Source organism: Nitratireductor sp. WH36-1 (assembly GCF_058725515.1).
In genome coordinates, this window is record NZ_CM178970.1 from 3,727,830 (window position 1) to 3,747,828 (window position 19,999).

At 62.3% G+C, this 19,999-nt stretch carries 19 protein-coding genes; 7 read left to right on the forward strand and 12 right to left on the reverse strand.

Annotated elements, in window-relative coordinates; all coding sequences use genetic code 11:
* Nucleotides 1-2: 2 nt before the first annotated feature.
* The 7 genes from AC4PTT_RS17795 to AC4PTT_RS17825 form a co-directional block, all read right to left on the reverse strand.
* Nucleotides 3-617: a ribbon-helix-helix domain-containing protein gene (locus AC4PTT_RS17795; protein WP_113154100.1), complete on the reverse strand. Its 615-nt coding sequence runs from the start codon at nucleotides 615-617 to the stop codon at nucleotides 3-5.
* 5 nt (nucleotides 618-622) lie between these two features.
* Nucleotides 623-1,900: an HlyD family type I secretion periplasmic adaptor subunit gene (locus AC4PTT_RS17800; protein WP_113154099.1), complete on the reverse strand. Its 1,278-nt coding sequence runs from the start codon at nucleotides 1,898-1,900 to the stop codon at nucleotides 623-625.
* A gap of 60 nt (nucleotides 1,901-1,960) precedes the next feature.
* Nucleotides 1,961-4,135, reverse strand: coding sequence for a type I secretion system permease/ATPase (locus AC4PTT_RS17805; RefSeq protein WP_297561082.1), 2,175 nt, complete (start codon nucleotides 4,133-4,135; stop codon nucleotides 1,961-1,963).
* Nucleotides 4,136-4,164: 29 nt separating this feature from the next.
* The gene (locus AC4PTT_RS17810; RefSeq protein ID WP_492161780.1) at nucleotides 4,165-5,610 is read right to left on the reverse strand and encodes a TolC family outer membrane protein; all 1,446 of its coding nucleotides are present in this window, start codon (nucleotides 5,608-5,610) and stop codon (nucleotides 4,165-4,167) included.
* A 245-nt stretch (nucleotides 5,611-5,855) separates the two neighbouring features.
* On the reverse strand, nucleotides 5,856-6,527 hold the full coding sequence (locus AC4PTT_RS17815) for a L,D-transpeptidase (protein WP_492161781.1): 672 nt from the start codon (nucleotides 6,525-6,527) through the stop codon (nucleotides 5,856-5,858).
* Nucleotides 6,524-7,030 carry a hypothetical protein gene (locus AC4PTT_RS17820; RefSeq protein WP_113154096.1) on the reverse strand — a complete coding sequence of 169 codons (507 nt, stop codon included), beginning with the start codon at nucleotides 7,028-7,030 and terminating at the stop codon, nucleotides 6,524-6,526. The genes AC4PTT_RS17815 and AC4PTT_RS17820 overlap by 4 nt, the downstream gene beginning before the upstream one ends.
* 165 nt (nucleotides 7,031-7,195) lie before the next feature.
* Nucleotides 7,196-7,987: a GGDEF domain-containing protein gene (locus AC4PTT_RS17825; protein WP_206546882.1), complete on the reverse strand. Its 792-nt coding sequence runs from the start codon at nucleotides 7,985-7,987 to the stop codon at nucleotides 7,196-7,198.
* 374 nt (nucleotides 7,988-8,361) lie between these two features.
* On the opposite strand from AC4PTT_RS17825, the gene AC4PTT_RS17830 reads away from it, so the two are divergent.
* Nucleotides 8,362-8,580 (forward strand): hypothetical protein, encoded by a 219-nt coding sequence (locus AC4PTT_RS17830; protein WP_113154094.1) that lies wholly within the window; start codon nucleotides 8,362-8,364, stop codon nucleotides 8,578-8,580.
* A 23-nt stretch (nucleotides 8,581-8,603) separates the two neighbouring features.
* Here AC4PTT_RS17830 and AC4PTT_RS17835 read toward each other — a convergent pair whose 3' ends face one another.
* Complete coding sequence (locus AC4PTT_RS17835; protein ID WP_224873493.1) at nucleotides 8,604-8,927, reverse strand: hypothetical protein; 324 nt, start codon at nucleotides 8,925-8,927, stop codon at nucleotides 8,604-8,606.
* A 406-nt stretch (nucleotides 8,928-9,333) separates the two neighbouring features.
* Between AC4PTT_RS17835 and AC4PTT_RS17840 the strand changes: the two genes are divergently transcribed.
* The 6 genes from AC4PTT_RS17840 (at nucleotide 9,334) to AC4PTT_RS17865 (ending at nucleotide 16,230) form a co-directional block, all read left to right on the forward strand.
* Nucleotides 9,334-10,356, forward strand: a complete 1,023-nt coding sequence (locus AC4PTT_RS17840; protein WP_113154093.1) for an ABC transporter substrate-binding protein — start codon at nucleotides 9,334-9,336, stop codon at nucleotides 10,354-10,356.
* A gap of 157 nt (nucleotides 10,357-10,513) precedes the next feature.
* On the forward strand, nucleotides 10,514-12,019 hold the full coding sequence (locus AC4PTT_RS17845) for a sugar ABC transporter ATP-binding protein (protein ID WP_492161782.1): 1,506 nt from the start codon (nucleotides 10,514-10,516) through the stop codon (nucleotides 12,017-12,019).
* Nucleotides 12,016-13,008, forward strand: coding sequence for an ABC transporter permease (locus AC4PTT_RS17850; RefSeq protein WP_390881186.1), 993 nt, complete (start codon nucleotides 12,016-12,018; stop codon nucleotides 13,006-13,008). Before AC4PTT_RS17845 ends, AC4PTT_RS17850 begins: the two co-directional genes overlap by 4 nt.
* On the forward strand, nucleotides 13,005-13,961 hold the full coding sequence (locus tag AC4PTT_RS17855) for an ABC transporter permease (RefSeq protein ID WP_113154090.1): 957 nt from the start codon (nucleotides 13,005-13,007) through the stop codon (nucleotides 13,959-13,961). The genes AC4PTT_RS17850 and AC4PTT_RS17855 overlap by 4 nt, the downstream gene beginning before the upstream one ends.
* A complete protein-coding gene (locus tag AC4PTT_RS17860) occupies nucleotides 13,958-14,977 on the forward strand; it encodes a LacI family DNA-binding transcriptional regulator (protein ID WP_492161783.1) in 1,020 nt (339 codons plus the stop codon). Before AC4PTT_RS17855 ends, AC4PTT_RS17860 begins: the two co-directional genes overlap by 4 nt.
* Nucleotides 14,978-14,991: 14 nt before the next feature.
* Entirely contained in the window at nucleotides 14,992-16,230 is a 1,239-nt protein-coding gene (locus tag AC4PTT_RS17865) for a Gfo/Idh/MocA family protein (protein ID WP_113154088.1), read from the forward strand.
* A gap of 52 nt (nucleotides 16,231-16,282) precedes the next feature.
* Here the strand turns inward: AC4PTT_RS17865 and ampC are convergent, their stop codons facing one another.
* The 4 genes from ampC to fmdA all read right to left on the reverse strand — a co-directional run bounded on the left by ampC (nucleotide 16,283) and on the right by fmdA (nucleotide 19,925).
* The gene (ampC, locus tag AC4PTT_RS17870; RefSeq protein ID WP_492161784.1) at nucleotides 16,283-17,482 is read right to left on the reverse strand and encodes a class C beta-lactamase; all 1,200 of its coding nucleotides are present in this window, start codon (nucleotides 17,480-17,482) and stop codon (nucleotides 16,283-16,285) included.
* Nucleotides 17,483-17,678: 196 nt separating this feature from the next.
* Nucleotides 17,679-17,984, reverse strand: coding sequence for an FmdB family zinc ribbon protein (locus tag AC4PTT_RS17875; protein WP_007007627.1), 306 nt, complete (start codon nucleotides 17,982-17,984; stop codon nucleotides 17,679-17,681).
* A gap of 62 nt (nucleotides 17,985-18,046) precedes the next feature.
* On the reverse strand, nucleotides 18,047-18,559 hold the full coding sequence (locus AC4PTT_RS17880) for an AmiS/UreI family transporter (protein ID WP_206544545.1): 513 nt from the start codon (nucleotides 18,557-18,559) through the stop codon (nucleotides 18,047-18,049).
* Nucleotides 18,560-18,698: 139 nt separating this feature from the next.
* Entirely contained in the window at nucleotides 18,699-19,925 is a 1,227-nt protein-coding gene (gene fmdA, locus AC4PTT_RS17885; protein ID WP_007007629.1) for a formamidase, read from the reverse strand.
* Between the last annotated feature and the right edge of the window lie 74 nt (nucleotides 19,926-19,999).

A 19,999-nucleotide genomic window follows, 5' to 3' on the forward strand; every position in this document is an offset into this window, starting at 1 on the left:
GGTCAGTTCGGCAGGATGAAACCGACAATCGCGTCAAGCCCGGCCAGCGGCGCAAGGATGGCGTTGAGACGACCACGGATAAGCTGACGGTCCACACCGATCACAAAGCCCACCATTGCCGGTCCGCTGCCCTTCATCTTCAGCTTCTCGATCAGCTCTGAAAACTGGATATCGAGCGACAGGCGCACACCCCGCGCCGTGGCATCCGACGGCAGGCTGGACAGCCGCGACTGCACAAAGGCGATGAAAGGCGGATTGTGGGCCATCAACTGCCGGTCACCGGCAAGGGCGAAACAGGGCGACGGGCAGGCCATGACCATGTTGCGCACGGCCTGTCTGCCGGTTCTGGCCCGCATCAGATCGAGCTCGCCTTGCAGATGGGAGACGGTTTCCACCCTGAGGGCCGATGTGAGGTTTGAGCCCTGTTCAAGCCGGTTCTCGCAGGCCTCGATCACATCGCCGACACTGCAGTCCTTCTCATCCGCGATCTCCTGCAGGGACGACCAGAATATCTCTTCCAGCCGAATGCCGCGCCGCGCGGCCCCGACCCTGAGGACGCGAAACCGGGGCTGGAAGGCCCAGTTTTCTTCACCGTGCGTTTCAACCGCTTTGTCCATGGCTGTCACCGCTCGCGCAGCGCTTCGGTGCGCGCCTTGTTAATCGGCTTCATCAGATAGGCGAGGATCGTCTTCTTGCCCGTCATGATGTCGGCAGTCGCGATCATGCCGGGAATGATCTTGTGGCTCCTGCCATCCCGAACCAGCTCGGCCTGATCGGTCTTGACCCGCACCTGATAGAAGGTTTCGCCCGTATTCTGATCCACGAGGCTGTCGGCGGAGATGTTCTCCACCTCGCCCTCAAGCCCGCCATAGATGGAAAAATCATAGGCGGAAACCTTGATCAGCGCAGGCTGACCCGGCCGCACGAACGCGACATCGCGCGGCGATATCCGCGCTTCCACGAGCAGCGTGTCGGATGTGGGCACCACGCCGGCCACCACGGTGCCGGGCTCCACATAGGCCCCGATCGTGTTCACCTCGAGCGTGTTGATGATGCCATCGACCGGCGAGCGGATATCGGTGCGCGCAACCCGGTCGGTTGCCCCGCGAATGGTCTCTTCAATGACCGACAGTTCCGCCAGCGCCTGTGTCTTTTCCACCAGCGCTTCCTGCTGAACCTGAAGCGCCAGCTCCTCGATCTGCAGCGTGGCCTCCTTGATGGAGGCTTCGATGCGCTCGACCGACTCGCGCGTGGATTCAAGCTGGCCCCGCGTCTCGGATAGTTCCTTCTGCACCCGCAGAAGCTCGGTCTGCGCCACCAGCTTGCGCTTGACCATGGGCTCCAGAAGATCGGCCTCACGCTGGGCGAGCGACAGGTTTTCTTCCAGCCGGGAGATGTTCGCGTTTGCCTCGTCGAGCTCATTCATGCGCTGCGTGCGCCGTTCGATCAGCACCGAGCGTTTGTTCTTGATGTTGTCGGCGCGGGCGCGCAGCAGGCGCGCTTCGTTCTGGCAGATGCCGGGCGCAACCTCCTGCAGCGATTCCGGGCAGATATATTCGGCTTCGAGATCGCCCTTCTCTTCCAGCTCAAGTCTGGCGATCTGGGCGCGCAGCGCGCGGGCGCGGGCGGCGGACTCGCCGAGCGACGATGCCGTGACCGTATCATCAAGCTGAAGGATGAGGTCGCCTTTGCTGACGGTCTGGCCGATCGTGACAGCGATTTCCTGCACGACACCGGCCTCGCTCGACTGAATGATCTGCGTCTTCGAGATCGGAATGATCTTGCCTTCGCCGCGCGCAATTTCCTGCACCTCGGCGATGGACGCCCAGCCAACGAAGGTCATCAAGAGGGCTGCAATAACGACTAACCCCAATCGCGCAGCCAGTGGTGGACGGTCCATTTTCAATCCGCCTTTCGTCTTTTTATGTAAGGTCGCGCGCCACGCGGGCAACGCCTGGAGCTATTGCCCCCTTCCCGAACGCCCACCCGCGGCGTTCTTTTGCAGTTCTGCGATTACCCTCTCCTTTGGTCCGTCGGCGATGACACGGCCCTGATCGATGACCACCAGCCGGTCGACGAGTTGAAGCATGCTGTGCCGGTGCGTGGAGATCACCAGCGTCACATCATCCCGGAAGGCGGATTTGAGCCGCGCGATGAGTTCGCGCTCGCTTGCCAGATCCATTGCGCCAGACGGTTCGTCCATGAACACGATCTTCGGGTCGCTCAGGAGAATGCGCGCAATCGCGACCGCCTGTCGCTGACCGCCCGAAAGCTGACTGCCACGCTCGCCCACCGGCATGTCATAGCCCCTGGGATGACGGGCGACGAATGCATCGACACCGGCAGCCTTTGCGGCTTCGACCAGCTCGTCATCAGTCGCGCCGGGCTTGGCCATCAGGAGGTTTTCCTTCACCGACCCGGAAAAGAGGTCTGCCGCCTGCGACGCGAAGACGACGGCGGAGCGTACCACGGAAGGGTGATACTGGCGGATATCCACCCCATCGATGAGCAGATTGCCGCTCGACGGCGGATAGAGCCCGGCAAGCAGACGGCCAGCCGTGGTTTTGCCGGAGCCAATGCGCCCGATGATGCCGACGCGCTCACCACCCTTGATGGCGAGGTTGAAATCGTTGAGCGCGGGGCTGGCGGCCCCCGGATAGGTGAACCCGACATTGCGGAAGGCAACATCGCCGGTGCGGATTTCGCGGTTCACGAAGCCCGTGCTCTCCGGCCGGTCTTCGGGCTGCTCCATGATGGCGTTCAGAATGCGCAGCGACAGAAGCGCCTGGCGCATGCGCGACAGGGTCATGGCGATCTGGCCGAGCGGCGCGACGGCGCGGCCCGACAGCATGACCGTGGCGATGATCGCGCCCGTCGAGATATTACCCTCGGAGAACTCGTAGGCGCCCGCAACGACAAGCGCCACGGTGACCAGCTGCTGCACGAACTGCGTCATGTTCGACGCCCAGGAGGACAGCTGCTTGATGCCCTCGGAGGTGCGCGAGGCATTCTTGGCAAGCTCGCTCCACCGGCGCAGCAATGTGCGCTCGGCGCGCAGCGACTTGACCGTTTCGATTGTCGCAATGGTTTCCACGAGAAGCGACTGGCGCTGCGATGCCTCATTGTTTGCGGCGGCGACACGGCGGCCGATGCGCGCCTGCGCAATGAGCCCGATGATCAACGCGAGCGCGAAGGCGGTTGCCGGGATCAGCGCCAGCCAGCCGGCAACGCTGTAGATGACCAGCAGGAAGACGAAAACGAAGACGCTGTCGATCAGCGTGCTGATCGTGTTCGAGGTGAAGAACTCGCGCACGAATTCATACTGCGTAACGCGGCTCGCATATTCGCCGGTCGACATGGGACGCGACGCCATGGTGGCGTGCAGCACTTTTTCGAAAAGCAGATAGGAAAGCTTCAGATCCGCTTTCCGGCCGGCGTAATCGATAAGGGCTGCGCGAACGCTTTTCAAAAGCAGGTCGAACAGGATTGCCCCGGCGACGCCGAGCGCCAGAACCCACAGCGTGGCGGTTGCCTGATTGGGCAACACCCGGTCGTAGACATTCATGACGAAGAGCGGTGATGCGAGCGCCAGAAGGTTCACGAACAGCGCGGCTATCGCCACCTGCGCATAGGACCGCCAGAACGGCGCAAGCGTGGTGGTGAGCCAGTGGCGCTTTTCCATCTGCTGAGGTAGACCGGCATCCGCGCTTTCGGACTTGTTCTCATAGATGATGCTGAAGGAGACGATCAGCCCGGTTTTTCTGGACAGGACATCCTTGAGCGTGACGCCTTCTTCCGCGATGGGATCGGGCAGAAGCGTGGTGCGCAGGCGGTCTCCATCGAGCGGCTCCAGAAGAGCCTGCGCCGTGCCATCCGCATAGACGACAAGCACCGGCAGATCGATGGATCCGCTGGCGAGATCGCGCCGGCTGTGCTGCTCCACTTCCAGACCGATACGCGCGGCGAGCCGCTCGATATCTTCCAGCGACGGATTGCTCTCGTCGAAGGGCGTATCGGAAAAGAGGACGGTTTCGGAACTCGGGCGCGCGAGAAACTGCGCGACCTCCCGAAAGGCAAACCTGAAACTGTCTGCCAGGAGCGGCGTGTCGGCTGTAGGGTTGCGAAGCTGTTCCACCTTGCGCCCTTGCCTGCTGCCCCGACCGGCTATTGAGACCGGATCGGAGCGAGGAGATCGAGCGGCAGATCGTTGGTCTGCCGCGATGGCAGTCTCTTATACGTCTCCGTCGGCGCCGTTTCAGGCACGTTGAACTCTGCCCGCGCGTAGGCCTCCGACTGTTTCGCACTGGAGAGGTTCATCGTGTCGAGAAGCGTGCCGGTGGCCGCCAGAATGCGATACTCGGCAAAACGCGCCGCATATTGCGCGGTCTTGGACAGGACATTCACGCTGAAGCGTGTGTTCTGCGCGCCGAGAACATCAAGCAGCGAACGCTGGCCAACCACGAGCTGCTCGCGGTAGGAACTGACCAGCTGGGCATTCGTCTGCGCCTGCTGACGCAGGGTCTGCGACAGATCGATCTGCCGCTGGCGGCGATCCCAGGAAATGCGGACCGCTTCCTCGACCTCACGATAGGCCTGATGAAGGACCAGACGCTGCTCGCTTGCGCGGCGGATCTGCTCCTGCTCGTTGGCGACGTCGATGCCGCCGCGATAGAGGTTCCACTTGGCGACGACGCGCGCCTGCAGATCGTTGGTGCGGCCGTCCGAACCATCAATGTCGTAACCGGCGCGGGCGCGGCCCTCGGCGCTGATCTCGGGCAGCATGTTCGAGAGCGCGGCATCGACCAGCGCATCGGCTGCATCGATATCGGCATTGGCGACCTTGATGCGCGGGTTGTTGGCGCGCGCAATGCCGATGGCCTTGTCGAGCGAGGCCGGCAGCGCGGATGCCACGGAACCCGGCATGGAGGGATTGCTGAGCGGTTTGCCGACGAGCTTGTAGAAACGGATCTTCGCCGCTTCCAGCTCTTCCTCGGCTTCCTTGAGACGCGCCTTGGCGGACAGCGAACGCTCCTGCGCCTGCTGACGGTCAGCCTCGGTGAGTGCGCCGCCGGAAATCAGCGAGCCGATATCGCCCAGCATCGACTGGTGGAAGCTCACATTCTTGCGCGCTTCATTAACGATCTCGACCTGAAGCAGATATTCGAGATATTCGCGCACCACCTGAAGGGCGATTGTTTCCGAACGCTCGAGCACGCGGAAGGAAGCGGAATCCACACGCGCGGCCTGACGATCAAGCTCGGCGCGGCGTCCACCGCCATCAAACAGCTTTTGCGTGATGGAGAGACCGATCTCCGCCGGGTAGAGCGGATCGTCCTCAATGCCGGTGCCACGGCGCGAGGGATTGTCGAGGCGACGCGCGCCGACCGACGCTTCAAGATCGACACTCGGGAGATAAAGCCCCCGCGCCTGCCGCAACTCGAACTCGATGGCTTCGCGATTTTCGATCGCCTGCCCGATCTCGGGATTGGATTCCAGAGCGACCGCCATCGCTTCCTTTACGGAAAGGGCGTTTGCGGCAGTCGAAAACACAACGGCGCCACTCATAAGAGCGGCTGCCAGAACGCGCGTAATGCGTGGCTTAAGCGTCATTATCCCCCCTTTGACCGCGCGTTCCCTGCGCAGCAAATGGAAAACCCGATCCCACATCGGGTCTCAATATGATGTTATGCTAGGACAACCATTCACGACTGGCTATCTCCCAAGTCGCGCTCCTACCCATTTTGGAGTAGTTTAGTCGCCTCATTTAAATAGAGGTGTTGCGCCGGCGCAACAAAATCCACTTCCTGTTAAGCATTTCAACCCTGAAATGCAGGAATTCAGTCAGCCTTACTGCTCTATTTCACGACGACGAGAGCGCCAATTTTGACGTTGTTATAAAGGGTTATAACATCATCATTGGTCATGCGGATGCAGCCGGAAGAGACGGCCTGCCCGATTGTCCAGGGCTGGTTCGTTCCGTGAATTCTAAACAGGGTTGAGCCCAGATAGAGCGCGCGGGCGCCCAACGGATTTTCCGGACCGCCTTCCACGAGGGTCGGCAGGATGCGCCCCTCATTTGCCTCACGACGGATCATTTCGGCGGGTGGACGCCAGTCCGGCCATTTCGCCTTTCTGGTGATGCGTTCACGGCCGCGCCAGGCGAAACCCTCGCGTCCGACGCCGATCCCGTAACGCACCGCGGTGCCGTCGCCACGCAGATGATAGAGGCGGCGCTCGCCCGTATCGATCACAATGGAGCCGGCAGGCAGGTTCTCGGAATAAGGCACGACCGCCGGCTTGACGGCGGCGTCGCCCCACGGCGCCTTGAAGGAGAGCGTGCGCTCACGGCGGACCCAGCGGCCCGTTGCCGGATCGAACTGGCGCACGGTGACCGTCTCTTCGGCGACTGCGCCACCAATCAGCCCCGGCAACACCGGGAGCATGAAAGCCAGCAAGAGCAGAAGCCGACAGAGCGCAGACATCATCCACGTCCTGTCACGAACGCGGTCCATTCCTGAAATGCTCATTCAGCCTCCTGCCCGGCCAGTTCAAATGTCTCGTCTTCTATGCGGATGGTGGTGGCGTTGGGCGCCGAGATGGATCTTTTGCGCCCATCCGCGCAGATCAGCGTCGGCCATTCCCCGACCTTGCAACCGACTTCCGCATAGAGGTTTGCCAGTGGCGCACCGCGCGCGATCACAAGCGCCCCGTCAGCAAGCCGGATGACATGCTGATCCTGCGGACCAACAAACGCCCAGACACCGCCATCCCCGGACGCTGCGTCAAAGCCACGGCCATAGATAGCATCGCCATTTCGGCCGACCAGCATGTGTCGATTGGCGGACATCGCCCAGGCATAGCGTTCCAGAACGCCGGGCTGGCCATTGTAGAGCGTGGTGATGTCGGTTTGCGCAGCGTTGTCGAGGGGCATGGCCGGCTGAAACACCCGAGCCCCGGGTTCATCCGCGCTGCCGGCCCCGCAGCCAAGCAGGAAAACGGCGACCAGCAGAAAACTTCGCATACGGTTCATTGCCGCCCCTTGCAGCACCGCCGCGCCCCCGACGGGAAAGCGCCGATGCCGTCAGCAAAAGCTGCGCCGCCCATGCAACCTGCTGCATGGGCGGTGCACTTGCGATCATTCTGAGGCTAAACAATCTTTGAGTCCAGCGCCCATAGCGGGCGGGCCGGAGCGCTTCTATTCGTGGCTCTCGCCGTTTTCGCGCGTTCCCATCGCATTGATCGCGCTGAGGCGGAACCGGTCACTGTCGCTCTGGCGCGCCATTTCGAGCTGCTCCGACGCGATGCGCATCAGACCGCGGAACTCGATCTGGTCTTCAAAGATCACGCCGCCGATATCGACGCCGAGTTCCACGGGCTCGCCTTCCGCCAGGAAGCGCGATTTGGTGATGGCGGTGCGAATGCGCTCTCCCACATCGCGGGCCTGTTCAACCGTCGCGCCGGGAAGGAAGACGCCGAACTCGCTGTCGTTCAGACGACCGACCACATCGCTGCGGCGCACATTGGCGCGGATCACCGATGCGATCTGGCGCATCGACTCTTCACCCCAGCTGAAACCGTAATCGATGGCGATGTCGCGCACATTCTCGGCTTCGAGGATCAACAGCGCGCCAAAGGTGCGCCCTGCCTCGGAAACCGTCGCGGCGCGGCGGCGCTCCACCAGCGTTGTGAACATCTCGCCGTTGAACACCTCGGTCGAGGGATCATGAGCGGCGGAGAAATTCCGGTCCCGCTTGAAGCGGCGCAGCTGCTCGCTTGCCTGCCCTATATAGAGAAGCAGCGGCGTGGCGATGACCACCGGCAGAATGAGCGCGGCAGCAAGGCTGCGCTGATAGGGATTGATCTCTTCGCCGAAGAAGAGGAGGTAGTGGACAAGGAACGAAAGCCCGACCGCTGCCAGTGTGCCAAGCAGCGTAAAGGCAATGAGCCATGTCCAGCGCGGTTTGCGTTGCAAGAGCGACTTGTCCATATGCTTTCAACGTCCCCAGTGTGACTGATCCCGTTGGTAACCGGCAAACTTCTAATAAAAGTTGACGGGACCCTTCGTCTTTTAACGATTCGCATAAGACGCTTCCGACCACAACACGCTTAAGCCGATGAAAAACAGGAATATTATTCCTTAATTCCGGCTCTGACGCGGCAGAAGAAAACAATCTCCCCACAAGCAATGGCAAGCTTCAGGGTCGGACCTTCCCAACCAGCGTGCAAGATTAAATCGGGTTTTCCAAAGAGAATGCGCCGGGAGAGCGCCGGTCGTTAAAATGCCATGGATCGTGTTTGTTTGCCGGTTACAATTTTCTGCGCATGGTCCTGCCATACCGGGGGCACCGAAAAAGGAACACCATGCCGACAGATTTTGCGTCCGTGCACGCCCACCTCGAAAACGCACAGGCCGAACTGACCGGTTCCGATCCGGCGACGCACCAGTTGCGCGAAGCCATCGGACTGTTGCTCGATGCCGCGCTCAAGGCCGAATTCTCGGCAAAGCCGGAAGCAGACAATGTGGTCCGCTTCCCCCGCGTGGCGCGCGCCCGACCCGGCCAGAACTCGCGCCACGGTTAGATCGCCATGCGAAAATTGCTGCGTCAGGCCTGAGCGGCAAGCGCGCGGTTGCGGGCCTTCTCGGCCTCACGCGCAATCGCGCGGTCGCTTTCGGCTGCGCCCTCCACATGCGTGGTGGTTCCTGTACGGTCCAGGAAGACGAGCGCCACATCGGCGTCCGCGCCGACCATCACGGCCGCGACCCGCTGATACTGCGGATCGCCATCAAGCCTGTGGTTGAAAAGAATCTGCCCGTCCACATCGTCCAGCACCGACAGAAGCGCGGCCTCGAAGCCCTGCGCGATCAGGTCGGCGAGGTCGAGCAGAAGCTCCAGCTGGACAACCTCAAGCGACGGTTCATTGTGCACGGCGATGTTACTCGAATCATTACTCACTTCGAAGAAGTTAGCCGAGTGAATGAAATGCGGGCAACGCAGGCATGTGAACAGATTGTGTCGTTTTGAAACAATTTCACTTCCTCAAAAACCACGCCTTCTCTCCAGCACGTCTCTCAGCCACGCCTTCTGATTGCATAAGTAAAATCGGGCGCTTGCAGCTTCTTTGAGGCATCAGGGCGGCAATCCACAAAATTACGTACAAAATTACGCCCCAAATTACATATTGAAATCGATTACATTTGCCATACAATCGATTTCATTGACGTGGCGGAAGATACCTTTCGCGGAGGACACGTCATGGAGGAGGAGTGCCGCACGATCGGCGAAAAGGCCTTGGCTGCCTGCGCCGTTGGTGCATTTCACCAGGGAGGAGTTCATGAAAAAACTGGCAATTGCTGCCGTAACCGCCGCTGCCCTTGCGGGCACTGCGCTTTCGGCTTTGGCCGAAGACTTCAAGATCGGTCTGTCGAACGGCTGGGTGGGCAGCGAATGGCGCACCCAGATGATCGAGGAGGCCGAGGAAGCCGCCGCCGCCTGGAAGGACAAGGGCGTGAATGTCGAAGTGGTCGCCCAGAGCGCCAATGTCGACGTGCCCGGCCAGATCGCGCATGTGCGCAACTTCATCAGCCAGGGCGTTGACGCCATCATCATCAACCCCAACAGCCCGACCGCCTTTGACCCGGTGTTCGCGCAGGCCAAGGAAGCCGGCATTCTGGTAATCGCCACCGATGCCGAAGTCTCTTCGCCCGACGCCCTTTACGTGGGCATCGACCAGAAGGGCTGGGCCATGGAAAGCGCCAAATGGCTGGCCGACACGCTGAACGGCGAAGGCAAGGTCGTCGCCATCAACGGCGTTGCCGGGCACCCGGCCAACGAGATGCGCGTTGCGGGCTACCGCGAAGTGTTCGGCGAGCATGACGGTATCGAGATCGTCAATGAAGTGAACGCAAACTGGGATCAGGCGCAGGGCCAGCAGGCCATGCAGAACCTGCTCGCGACCTATCCCGACATTGACGGCGTTTGGGTGCAGGACGGCATGGCCGCCGGCGCATGGCGCTCCATCATGGACGCCGACAAGGCTGGCGACATCGCCGCAACCGGCGAAATCCGCAAGGACTTCATCGACATCTGGACCGAGAACAAGCTGAACTCCGGCGCTTCGGTGAACCCGCCCGGCGTGATGGCAAGCGCGCTCAATGTGGCCGTGCTGATGCTGCAGGGACGTGAACTGAAGGAGCCGGCCAAGGCCGGGCAGTATGAGAACGCGCTCTATCTGCCGATCCCGTTCATCAGTTCGGACAATCTGGAAGAAGTGGCCGCCTCCGTTGACGGAAAGCCGGGCTACTATTCCTACACGAGCTCGCTTTCCATCGACGACGCGGAAGCGCTGTTCAAATAGGACGAAGCCGGCAAAGGCCCCTCGCCCTCACCCTCTCCCCACATGCGGGGAGAGGGAGACATCCACGCCACGGCCATTCTCCTTCGCGACGTTGACGGGAGAAGGCGCGGCCGGCGGATGAGGGACTGACGCCGACCTTTCAGCGATTGATGTAGACATGACCAAACTGAAGCTCAGCGGTGTAAGCAAGGCTTACGGCGCCACGCTGGCGCTACGCCGTGGCGACCTTGAACTGGACACCGGCGAAGTGCATGTGCTGATCGGCGCCAATGGCTCCGGCAAAAGCACGCTTTGCAAGATCGTGGCCGGCAGCGTGCGCCCGGATGCCGGCGATGTGCTGCTCGACGGGCGCGCGGTGACCGTGAGCGGGCCGCGTGCGGCGCAGGCGCTGGGCATCGGCATTTTCTATCAGGAACTGAGCCTCGCCGATCATCGCAGCGTGGCCGAAAACATCTGCCTGCCCGACCTGCCGAAGCAGAGCGGGTTCTTCATCGACCGGGCGGCATTGCGCGAAAAGGCCGAACGCTACATCGCGCTGTTCGAGGCCGTGGCCGGTGCGGAACTCAGGGCCGACACGAATGTGGGCGATCTGCGCGCCGACCAGCGGCAATTGGTGGAGATCATGAAAGCGCTGGCGACGGAAGCGCCGGTTCTGATCTTCGACGAACCCACCTCTGCCCTCGACCGCGCGCAGGTGGACCGCTTCTTCGAAATCCTGCGTGGCCTCAGGAATGACGGCCGCAGCATCGTCTTCATCTCGCACCGCATGGACGAGATCTTCGCCATCGGCGACCGCGTGACCGTGATCCGCGATGGCGAGACCATCGGCACGATGGCCATTGCGGAAACGACCCCGGAGGCCGTGATCCACATGATGGTGGGCGAGCAGGAAGAGCTTGCCGCCCCAGAGCAAGCTGCGCCACCCGCACAGGCAGCATCCACCGATGCGGCGCTGACGGTTGAGAACCTCACCGGCGCGGGCTTTCGCGATGTGAGCTTTACGGTCAGACGGGGCGAAATCCTCGGCCTCGGCGGCCTGCACGGACAGGGCCAGTCCGCTCTCCTGAAGGCGCTTTTCGGCGCGCAGCCGCCCAGTGCCGGCGAAGCGCGGATAGCACGAGAGCGGCTTCGCACCGACAGCCCGCGCAGCGCCATCGCCCAGGGCGTGGCCTATGTTTCCGGCGATCGGAGCCGCGACGGGGTGATCACCGGACGTCCGATCCTCGAAAATGTCACGCCCATCCATGCGCTGCGCAACAGGCTCGTGCTGGCGCGCCCGGGGCGGCTCGCTGAAAAGGCGCTGCCGGCGCTCAAGGCGCTCAACACGAAATTCGCCGGGCTTTCCCATTCCATCGGCTCGCTGTCGGGTGGCAACCAGCAGAAGATCGTGATCGCCCGCTGGCTGATCGACAAGCCCGACATTCTGCTGCTCGACGACCCGACCAAGGGCATCGATCTTTCGGCCAAGACAGACCTTTTCGCGCTGATCCGCAGGCTGGCCGAAGAAGGGCTCGCCATCGTGCTCTATTCGTCGGAAGACACCGAGCTCCTGAACAATGCCGACCGCATTCTCGTGTTCAACGGCGGCGCGGTGAGCCGGGAGCTGAGCGGCGCGGAGCGCACCCGCTACAATCTCTACCAGGCAGCCTACGAGGCGGCATGATGACGACCAACGCTTCTCTCACAAAACAGGATGGCGGCGGTTTCGGCACGCTTTTGAGGCGCTTTCCGTTCCTGCCTGCCCTTCTCATTTTCGCGGTGCTTCTGGTGCTGAACGGCATCTTCGAGCCCAACAGTTTGAGTTTTCGCTCGCTGACGGGCCTCGTGCGCACCTATATGGCGCTGATGCTTCTGGCGGTTGCCCAGACCTATGTGGTCTATGCCGCCGACATCGACCTTTCGGTCGGCGCCATCGCCTCGCTGGTCAATGTGACGATCATCGTGTTGATGCAGCATATGGGCGGTGGGGGGCTCTCGGTGCTGGCCGCGCTCGGCGTGGGTGTTCTCGTCGGACTGGCCTGCGGCCTCGTCAACGGCTTCGTGGTCGCGGCGCTGCGCCTGCAGGCCATCGTCGCCACCTTCGCCACAAGCATCTTCTTCACCGGGCTGGCGCTGGTGATCCTGCCGGTGGCCGGCATGCCCGCACCGACCGTTTTCTGGCGCACTTATGGCGGCAGTTTCTTCGGCATTCCCTTTGTCTTCTATGCCGCTGTGGCGCTTGCAATCCTGCTTTATCTATTGGCCCGCACCCGGCTTGCCACACAGCTTCTGGCGGTGGGCGACGGGCAGCAGGCGGCCTTCCAGAGCGGGCTCCCCGTCACCGCGATCCGCATTGGCGGCTATGCGCTGTGTGGCGTGTTCGCTGCCCTTGCCGCCTTCTGCATCACCGGTGACACGGCAAGTGGCGACCCGCTGGTCGGCGCGAAGATGACGCTGTTCAGCGTTGCCGCCGTGGTGCTTGGGGGCAGCGCGCTTTCCGGCGGGTTTGGCACGGTTGCAGGCTCCGTCATCGCGGCGCTGATCATCGGGCTCATCAATTCGCTCGTCTTCTTCGCGGGCACCCCCTCGCACTGGCAGAACCTGGTGCAGGGGCTCGCCATTCTCGCCGCGCTGATGGTGGGTGTTCTCGTCAGCCGCAGGGGGCGCGCATGAACCGGCTGCTCGACATTGCCAAAAACCCGCTCACCATCGCACTGGTGCTGATCGCGGCACTTCTGTTTCTCGGCAACACGCTTTCGCCGGGCTTTGCCTCGGGCGGGCAGATCCTGCGGCTCCTCATCGTGGCAGCGCTGCTGGGCATTGTCGCGGCCGGCCAGAACCTCGTCATTCTGGGCGGGCGCGAGGGCATCGACCTGTCCGTCGGCGGCGTGGTTTCGCTTTCGGCCATTGTGGCCGGCAATGTGATGAACGGCATGGATGGCGGCATCCCGCTGGCCATTCTGGCCTGCGTGGCGACCGGCGCGCTGTTCGGCCTGTTCAACGGGCTCGGCGTGACGTTGCTGCGCATTCCCCCGCTGGTGATGACGCTTGGCATGCTGGGTGTGCTTCAGGGGCTTCTGGTGGTGATCCGGCAGGGCATTCCCTCCGGTCGCGCAGCCCCGGCCCTTTCGGAATTCGTGACCAGGCCATTCCTGCTGGGCCTGCCGGGCATCATCTGGCTGTGGATCGGGGTTGGCCTGCTGATGGCCTTCATCCTGCACCGCACCGTGTTCGGCCAGCGCATCTACGCCATCGGCTCCAACGAGCAGGCGGCTTTCATGGCCGGTGTGCCCGTGCGGCGCACGCGCATCGCTCTCTTCATGCTGTCGGGCGTGTTCGCCGCCATTGCCGGGCTCTGCCTGCTTGGTTATTCCGGCTCCTCTTTCGCAAATGTAGGGGAGCAATACATGTTGCCATCGATCATCGCCGTGGTGTTTGGCGGAACCCCGCTTTCCGGCGGCAAGGGCGGCTATACCGGCACCATGGCCGGCGCGGTTCTGCTGGTGGTGCTGCAAAGCATCCTGACCACGATCAATATCGATGAATCCGGACGGCAGATGGTGTTTGGCGCCACGCTTCTGGTGCTGATGCTGTTCTATGGCCGCGGTCGGGGGCTGCGCGCATGAACCGTCGACCCAAGATCAAGGACATTGCCGAGGCGCTGGGCGTTTCGTCCGCCACCGTGTCGCGCGCGCTGAGCGGCAGCGATCTGGTGACGGAGGAGACGCGCGCGCGGGTGCGCGAAACAGCGGACGCCCTGCACTATCGGCCAAACGCCAGCGCCCGCAGCCTGCGCACCGCCCGCTCCATGGCGGTGCTTATGGTGGTGCGCGATGTGGGCAACCCGTTCTATCTCGACATTCTGAAGAGCGTGGAGGCCACCGCGCGCGCCGCCGGCTACTCGGTGCTGATGGGCAATACCGAGAACGATCCCGAGCGCGAGATCGAGTATTTCGACATGCTGCGCGATGGTCATGCCGACGGCATGATCCTGATGACGGGCAAGCTGCCGGCGCAGGAGGGCGCGCGCAACAGGCTGCCGCCCAATGCGCCCATCGTGGTGGCGCTGGAAACCATTGAAGGGTCCGGCTTTCCGCATGTGCAGATCGACAATGTGGCCGCCTCCTGCGAAGCGGTGGAGCATCTGATCGGGCTTGGCCACCGCCGCATCGCCCATATTTCCGGGCCGGTTCCCGAAGTGATGAGCCTTCGCCGACAGGAGGGCTATCGCCACGCCATGCGCAATGCCGGCCTTGCGATTGCCGAAGGCTATGAGCAGCGCGGCGACTACCTGCTGCATGGCGGGGCTGCGGCCTGCAAGGCGCTTTTCGAACTCGCCGAACCGCCGACGGCGATCTTCGTGGCCAATGACGAAATGGCCTTCGGCGCGGTTCATCACCTGCGCGAGATCGGGCGCGACGTGCCCGGCGATGTGTCCGTCGTCGGCTTCGACGATCTCTATCTGAGCGAAGCGTTCTACCCGCCGCTGACCACGGTGCGCCAGCCGCGCACCGAGATCGGCCGGCAGGCCATGGGCATGCTGCTCGAAATGCTTTCAGGGGCCGCCGTGCCCAGGGAACCCGTGGTGCTGCCAGCCACGCTGCGCGTGCGCGGCACCACCGCACCACCGAAAACAGAATGAAAGGGGAAACAACCATGTCCGCACAGCCCGGAAAACGCCTGCGCATCGGCCTTGTCGGCACCGGCTTCATTGCCGAATTCCATCTGCGGTCCATGCTCGGCGTGCGCCATGTCGACGTGACCGGCGTCTACAGCCGCAAGGCGGAGAACCGCGAACGCATCGTGAAGCTGGTGGCGGAACTGGGGCTGGGCGACTGCAAGAGCCATGACAGCCTGGCATCCATGCTGCAGGCCGACGATGTGGACGCGGTCTGGATTCTCTCCCCCAACGACACGCGCCTCGAGACAATGCGCACCATCCATGACGAAGTCGTTTCCGGGCGCAGCAAAGTGTTTGCGGTGGCCTGCGAAAAGCCGCTTGCCCGCACTCTGTCCGATGCGCGTGAGATGCTGCGGCTCGTGGAAGACGCCGGGCTGAACCACGGTTATCTGGAAAACCAGGTCTTCGCCCAGCCGGTTCTGCGCGGCAAGGAGATCATCTGGCGGCGCGCCGCCTCCACCACCGGACGCCCCTATCTGGCGCGCGCGGCAGAAGAGCATTCCGGCCCGCACGAGCCGTGGTTCTGGCAGGGCGACAAGCAGGGCGGCGGCGTTCTGCTCGACATGATGTGCCACAGCGTTGAAGTGGCCCGGCACCTTCTGACGGAACCCGGCAGGAAGCGGGATTCCCTGAAACTGAAGGCCGTGCACGGCACCGTGGCCAACCTCAAATGGACACGCCCGCGCTATATCGAAGACCTGAAGAACCGCTTCGGCCCGGAAGTGGATTACGCCAACCGCCCCTCCGAGGACTTTGCGCGCGGCAATGTGATACTGGAGGACGAGGACGGCAACGAGCTGATGATCGAGACGACAACCTCCTGGGCCTATGTGGGGGCGGGTCTGCGCATCCAGCTGGAACTGCTTGGGCCGGAATACGCCATGGAGTTCAACTCGCTCGGCACCGGCCTGAAAATCTTCATGTCGCGCGAGGTGAAGGGCGAGGAAGGCGAGGATCTGGTCGAGAAGCAGAATGCCGAACAGGGCCTGATGCCGGTGCTGGAAGACGAGGCCGGGATCTATGGCTACACGGATGAAAACCGGCACATGGTGGAGTGCTTCCGCAAGGGCGAGGAGCCGCTGGAAACCTTTGCCGACGGCGTTGCCGTGCTGGAAATCCTGATGGGGCTCTACCTGTCGTCGGAGACCGGCGACACGGTGCGTTTCCCGAACCCGGACCTGGAAAACTACGTGCCTCTGGTGGCGCGTCGATAACCCACCAATCGTTCGCCGGCGGGCCTCTCCCGCCTGCCGGCGAATGGCCCTGTCACGGCTGTGCCTGCTTCAGGGCTGCAAGAATGCGATACCCTGCCCGCACCCGGTCACGCACCGACACATTCCTGTTGGCCAGAATGGCCACGCCGATCCTGCGCCCCGGCACAAACGCCACATAGGCCGAGAAGCCCCTCGTGGAACCGGTCTTGTTGACGAGCACCTTACGGCGCGGCGGGAATGGCGGCTTCAGATGCATGGCAGGAACATCGTCGCGCGCCATTCTTCTGGAATTGCCATCGAGCAGACGCTTCAGGCTGACCGGATAGGCATATTGCTCCCAGACCAGATCCTGCGTGATGGCGTCGGCCTTGTAATAGCCGGTGAGCGCCTGACCGATGGCGCTTTGCATATCCGGCTCCAGATCGCCGCTTTGCATATGCGCCTCGACATAGCGGATGAGATCTGTCGCCGTTGTCTTGACGCCGTAGGGTGCAGAGGCCAGCGCATTGTCTGACAGGCGGGCGGGTTCGTTCTCCGTCGTATAGCCCTGCGCATAGTCCCTGATCCGGTGAGGCGGAACCTGCGTGTAGGTGTTTGCGAGCCCCAGCTTCGGCAGGAGCAGATTTGCGAGGGCATCGTCATAGTCCCGCTGCAGGGCGTCGGCCGCGATGGAACCGAGAAGCGCGATGCCGATATTGGAATAGGTGCGCTCCGTACCCGGCGAATAGCGACGCTCCCAGCCCCTGCAATAGGCGACAAGCGCGTCCTGACTGTCCACGACCGGCGGCAGGAAGAGTTCGAGCCCGCTCGTATGGGTCGCCAGTTCCAGAATGCGCACGGCATCGAAAGCGCTGCCCTCAAGCGCCGGCACGCGCGAACTGACCTCGTCGAAAAGCGAGAGCTTTCCCTGCACATGCGCGTAGGCCGCAAGCAGACCGGTGAAGGTCTTGCTGATCGAGCCGATCTCGAACAGCGTGTCGTCATCCACCGCCGCACCGCTTTCACGCGAAGCGACGCCGTAGTTGAAGATGCGATGTTCCCCCCCGACCGTGACCGCGATTGCAAGACCGGGAAGATCGTGGTCCTGCATGAGCCGCTGCGCTTCGGCTTCGATTGTCGCGACTGGCTCTGCCAACTGACTGACATCCGCAGCCCGCGCGGGCGAATGGGGCTCAAGAGCAAAAAGAACCGGTGCAGCGACAACCGCCAGAATGCTGAAAGACGCCGCGCGACGCCAAAGCTTATGAATCATAAAATTACTCTAAAATATCAATAACTTGCCCCTTGTAGAAGGAATTACGCCAATTTGCAGAAATCATAAAGCGCACCGTTTCAACAAATCTGGCGACAAAATGAAACAGGCGGACGGCGCCCCCGGAATGCGGGGGCGCCGTCTGCCTGAAAAGCACCCTGAATCGGCCTGAAAGCCTGTGTCCGCAAGCGCGAACTCAGCAGTGGCCGATCATCCATTTCTTGCGTGGAGAAGGCGGGCCCTTCTTGCCGATATTGCACAGCGAACAGCCGCAACCGGCCAGATGTTCCTTCTTGACCACGCGCGGCTCGCTGCCGCTTTTTTCCGAGCGCGCCAGCGCGCGCCGGAGCGTGCCGTTCATGAGGCTGAGGCTTGGCGCGGCCACATCGCGACTGCTCGGCGTCTGGCAGCTCGGGCAGGCGCATGCATTGCCTGCATCAGCCATGGACGTCCACTCATCGAAAGGTCCGCAATCTTCGCAAACATAATTGTAAAGCGGCATGTTGGTCTCCGAAAATTCTGTCTCGCATGGTGCGGCGGCCTGACGCCGCCGCACGAAAAAGCTCAGAGCATTCCCTGAAGCAGCAGGAACCCCGGCAGCCAGCCGGTGATGATGCCCGTGAGGAGCGTGACGACCGCAGTGGCCTGCAGGATCGGACGCTTGAGGGCAAGCAGCAGGAAATACATGAACCAGAGCACCGCCCAGATGGCCCAGTTGAGGCCGAGCCAGGTGTCGGTGAAGGTCTGCGCGCCGGCCAGTCCTTCAATCGCGATGGGCACGACGGTGATCGCCACGAACAGGCTGAACCAGCCGAGCCCGCGGCCATCGACCGCGACCACGCGGTTGTAGGCGACCCAGAGATAGGTGGTGGTGAACAGCAGCGTCAGCGCCGCAGACTTGATCGACGCGGCATCCGCCGCAGCGCCGAAAGCCGAAGCCAGCGCGACGCAGAGCGTGACGAAGCCGGACACCACATTGATGACGACAATTTCCTTGTCGTCGATCTTTCCCATCAGCCACAGCCCGTTGAGAAACAGGACGGCGCCGACGTAAAGCAAGGCAAACCCGAGCAGCATGGCAGCTCTTCCTCCCGAAAGGCGGGTTCAGCCGGGTCCCACCCCGGCTGTCCCACTCGTTTCTTTTGAAAACGGCTCGACGGAGCATCGGAACAACCGGGAGGCGGTCTGCGCCTCCCGGCCCGATGCTCCAGGCCACTCAGCTTGTTCGCGCGACATCCACGCCGGAGACCTGTTTGGTCGGCCCGGTCGAGTTCGGATTGATGTCGAAGTCGAAAATCGCTGTCGGAATGGCCAGCGTGGCGCACACATTCGGTATGTCCACAATGCCGGCTATTCGGCCCTCCACCGGCGCTGTGCCGAGGATACTGTAGGCCTGTTCGCCCGTGTAACCGAACTTCTTCAGATACTCGATGGCGTTGAGACAGGCCCGGCGATAGGCCACATGCGCGTCCAGATAATACTGTTCGCCCGTGTGCTCATCGACCGAGATGCCCTCGAAGATCAGGTAATCATCGAAATGCGGATCGATCGGGCTCGGCTTGAAGATCGGGTTGACGACACCGTATTTCGCCATGCCGCCCTTGATGACATCGACGCTGATGTCGATCCAGCCAGCCATTTCGATGGCGCCGCAGAAGGTGATTTCGCCATCGCCCTGCGAGAAGTGGATGTCGCCCATGGAGAGACCGCCACCCTTCACATAGACAGGGAAATAGACCTTGGAGCCACGCGACAGGTTCTTGATGTCGCAATTGCCGCCATGTTCGCGCGGCGGCACGGTGCGCCACGCTTCTTCCGCCGCCTTGCGTGCTGCATCACCCGACATCTGGCCCATGAGCGCCGTGTCGGAATAAGGCAGTGCGGCCAGCGGTGGCACCCGGTTCGGGTCGGTCGAAACCAGTTCCTCCTCACGGCGGTTCGCTTCGGCCAGAAGCGCATGATCGGGCAGACAGCCGATCAGGCCCGGGTGAATGATGCCCGGATAGCGCACGCCCGGAATGTGGCGCGAGGTCGTGTAAATGCCCTGGAAATCCCAGCACGACTTGGTTGCGTTCGGATAGTGCTCCGTCAGGAAGCCGCCGCCATTTTCCTTGGCGAACAGGCCGTTGAAGCCCCATTCGGATTCAGGCATTGCGCCGATATCGAGAATGTCGACGACCAGCAGATCTCCTGGCTCTGCGCCCTCGAAACCGAACGGACCGCTCAGATAGTGAACGCGGGTCAGGTCGACATCGCGCACATCGTTGGCGCTGTCATTGTTGCCGATCTGACCACCGGTCCAGTCGTAGCACTCGACGCGGAACACTTCACCGCGCTTGAAGGTCTCAACCATCGGAATGTCGGGATGCCAGCGATTGTGCGTCTTGATCGCTTGATCCTCAGGCGCCTTGTTGAGATCGACTGAAAACACTGTTTTAGGCATAGGTCTCCTCCTCTTGAACGGCCAGTCGGAGGTTCCAGTGTCGAGCCCCCCGTCATTTTTGCGCCCGCCCGCAA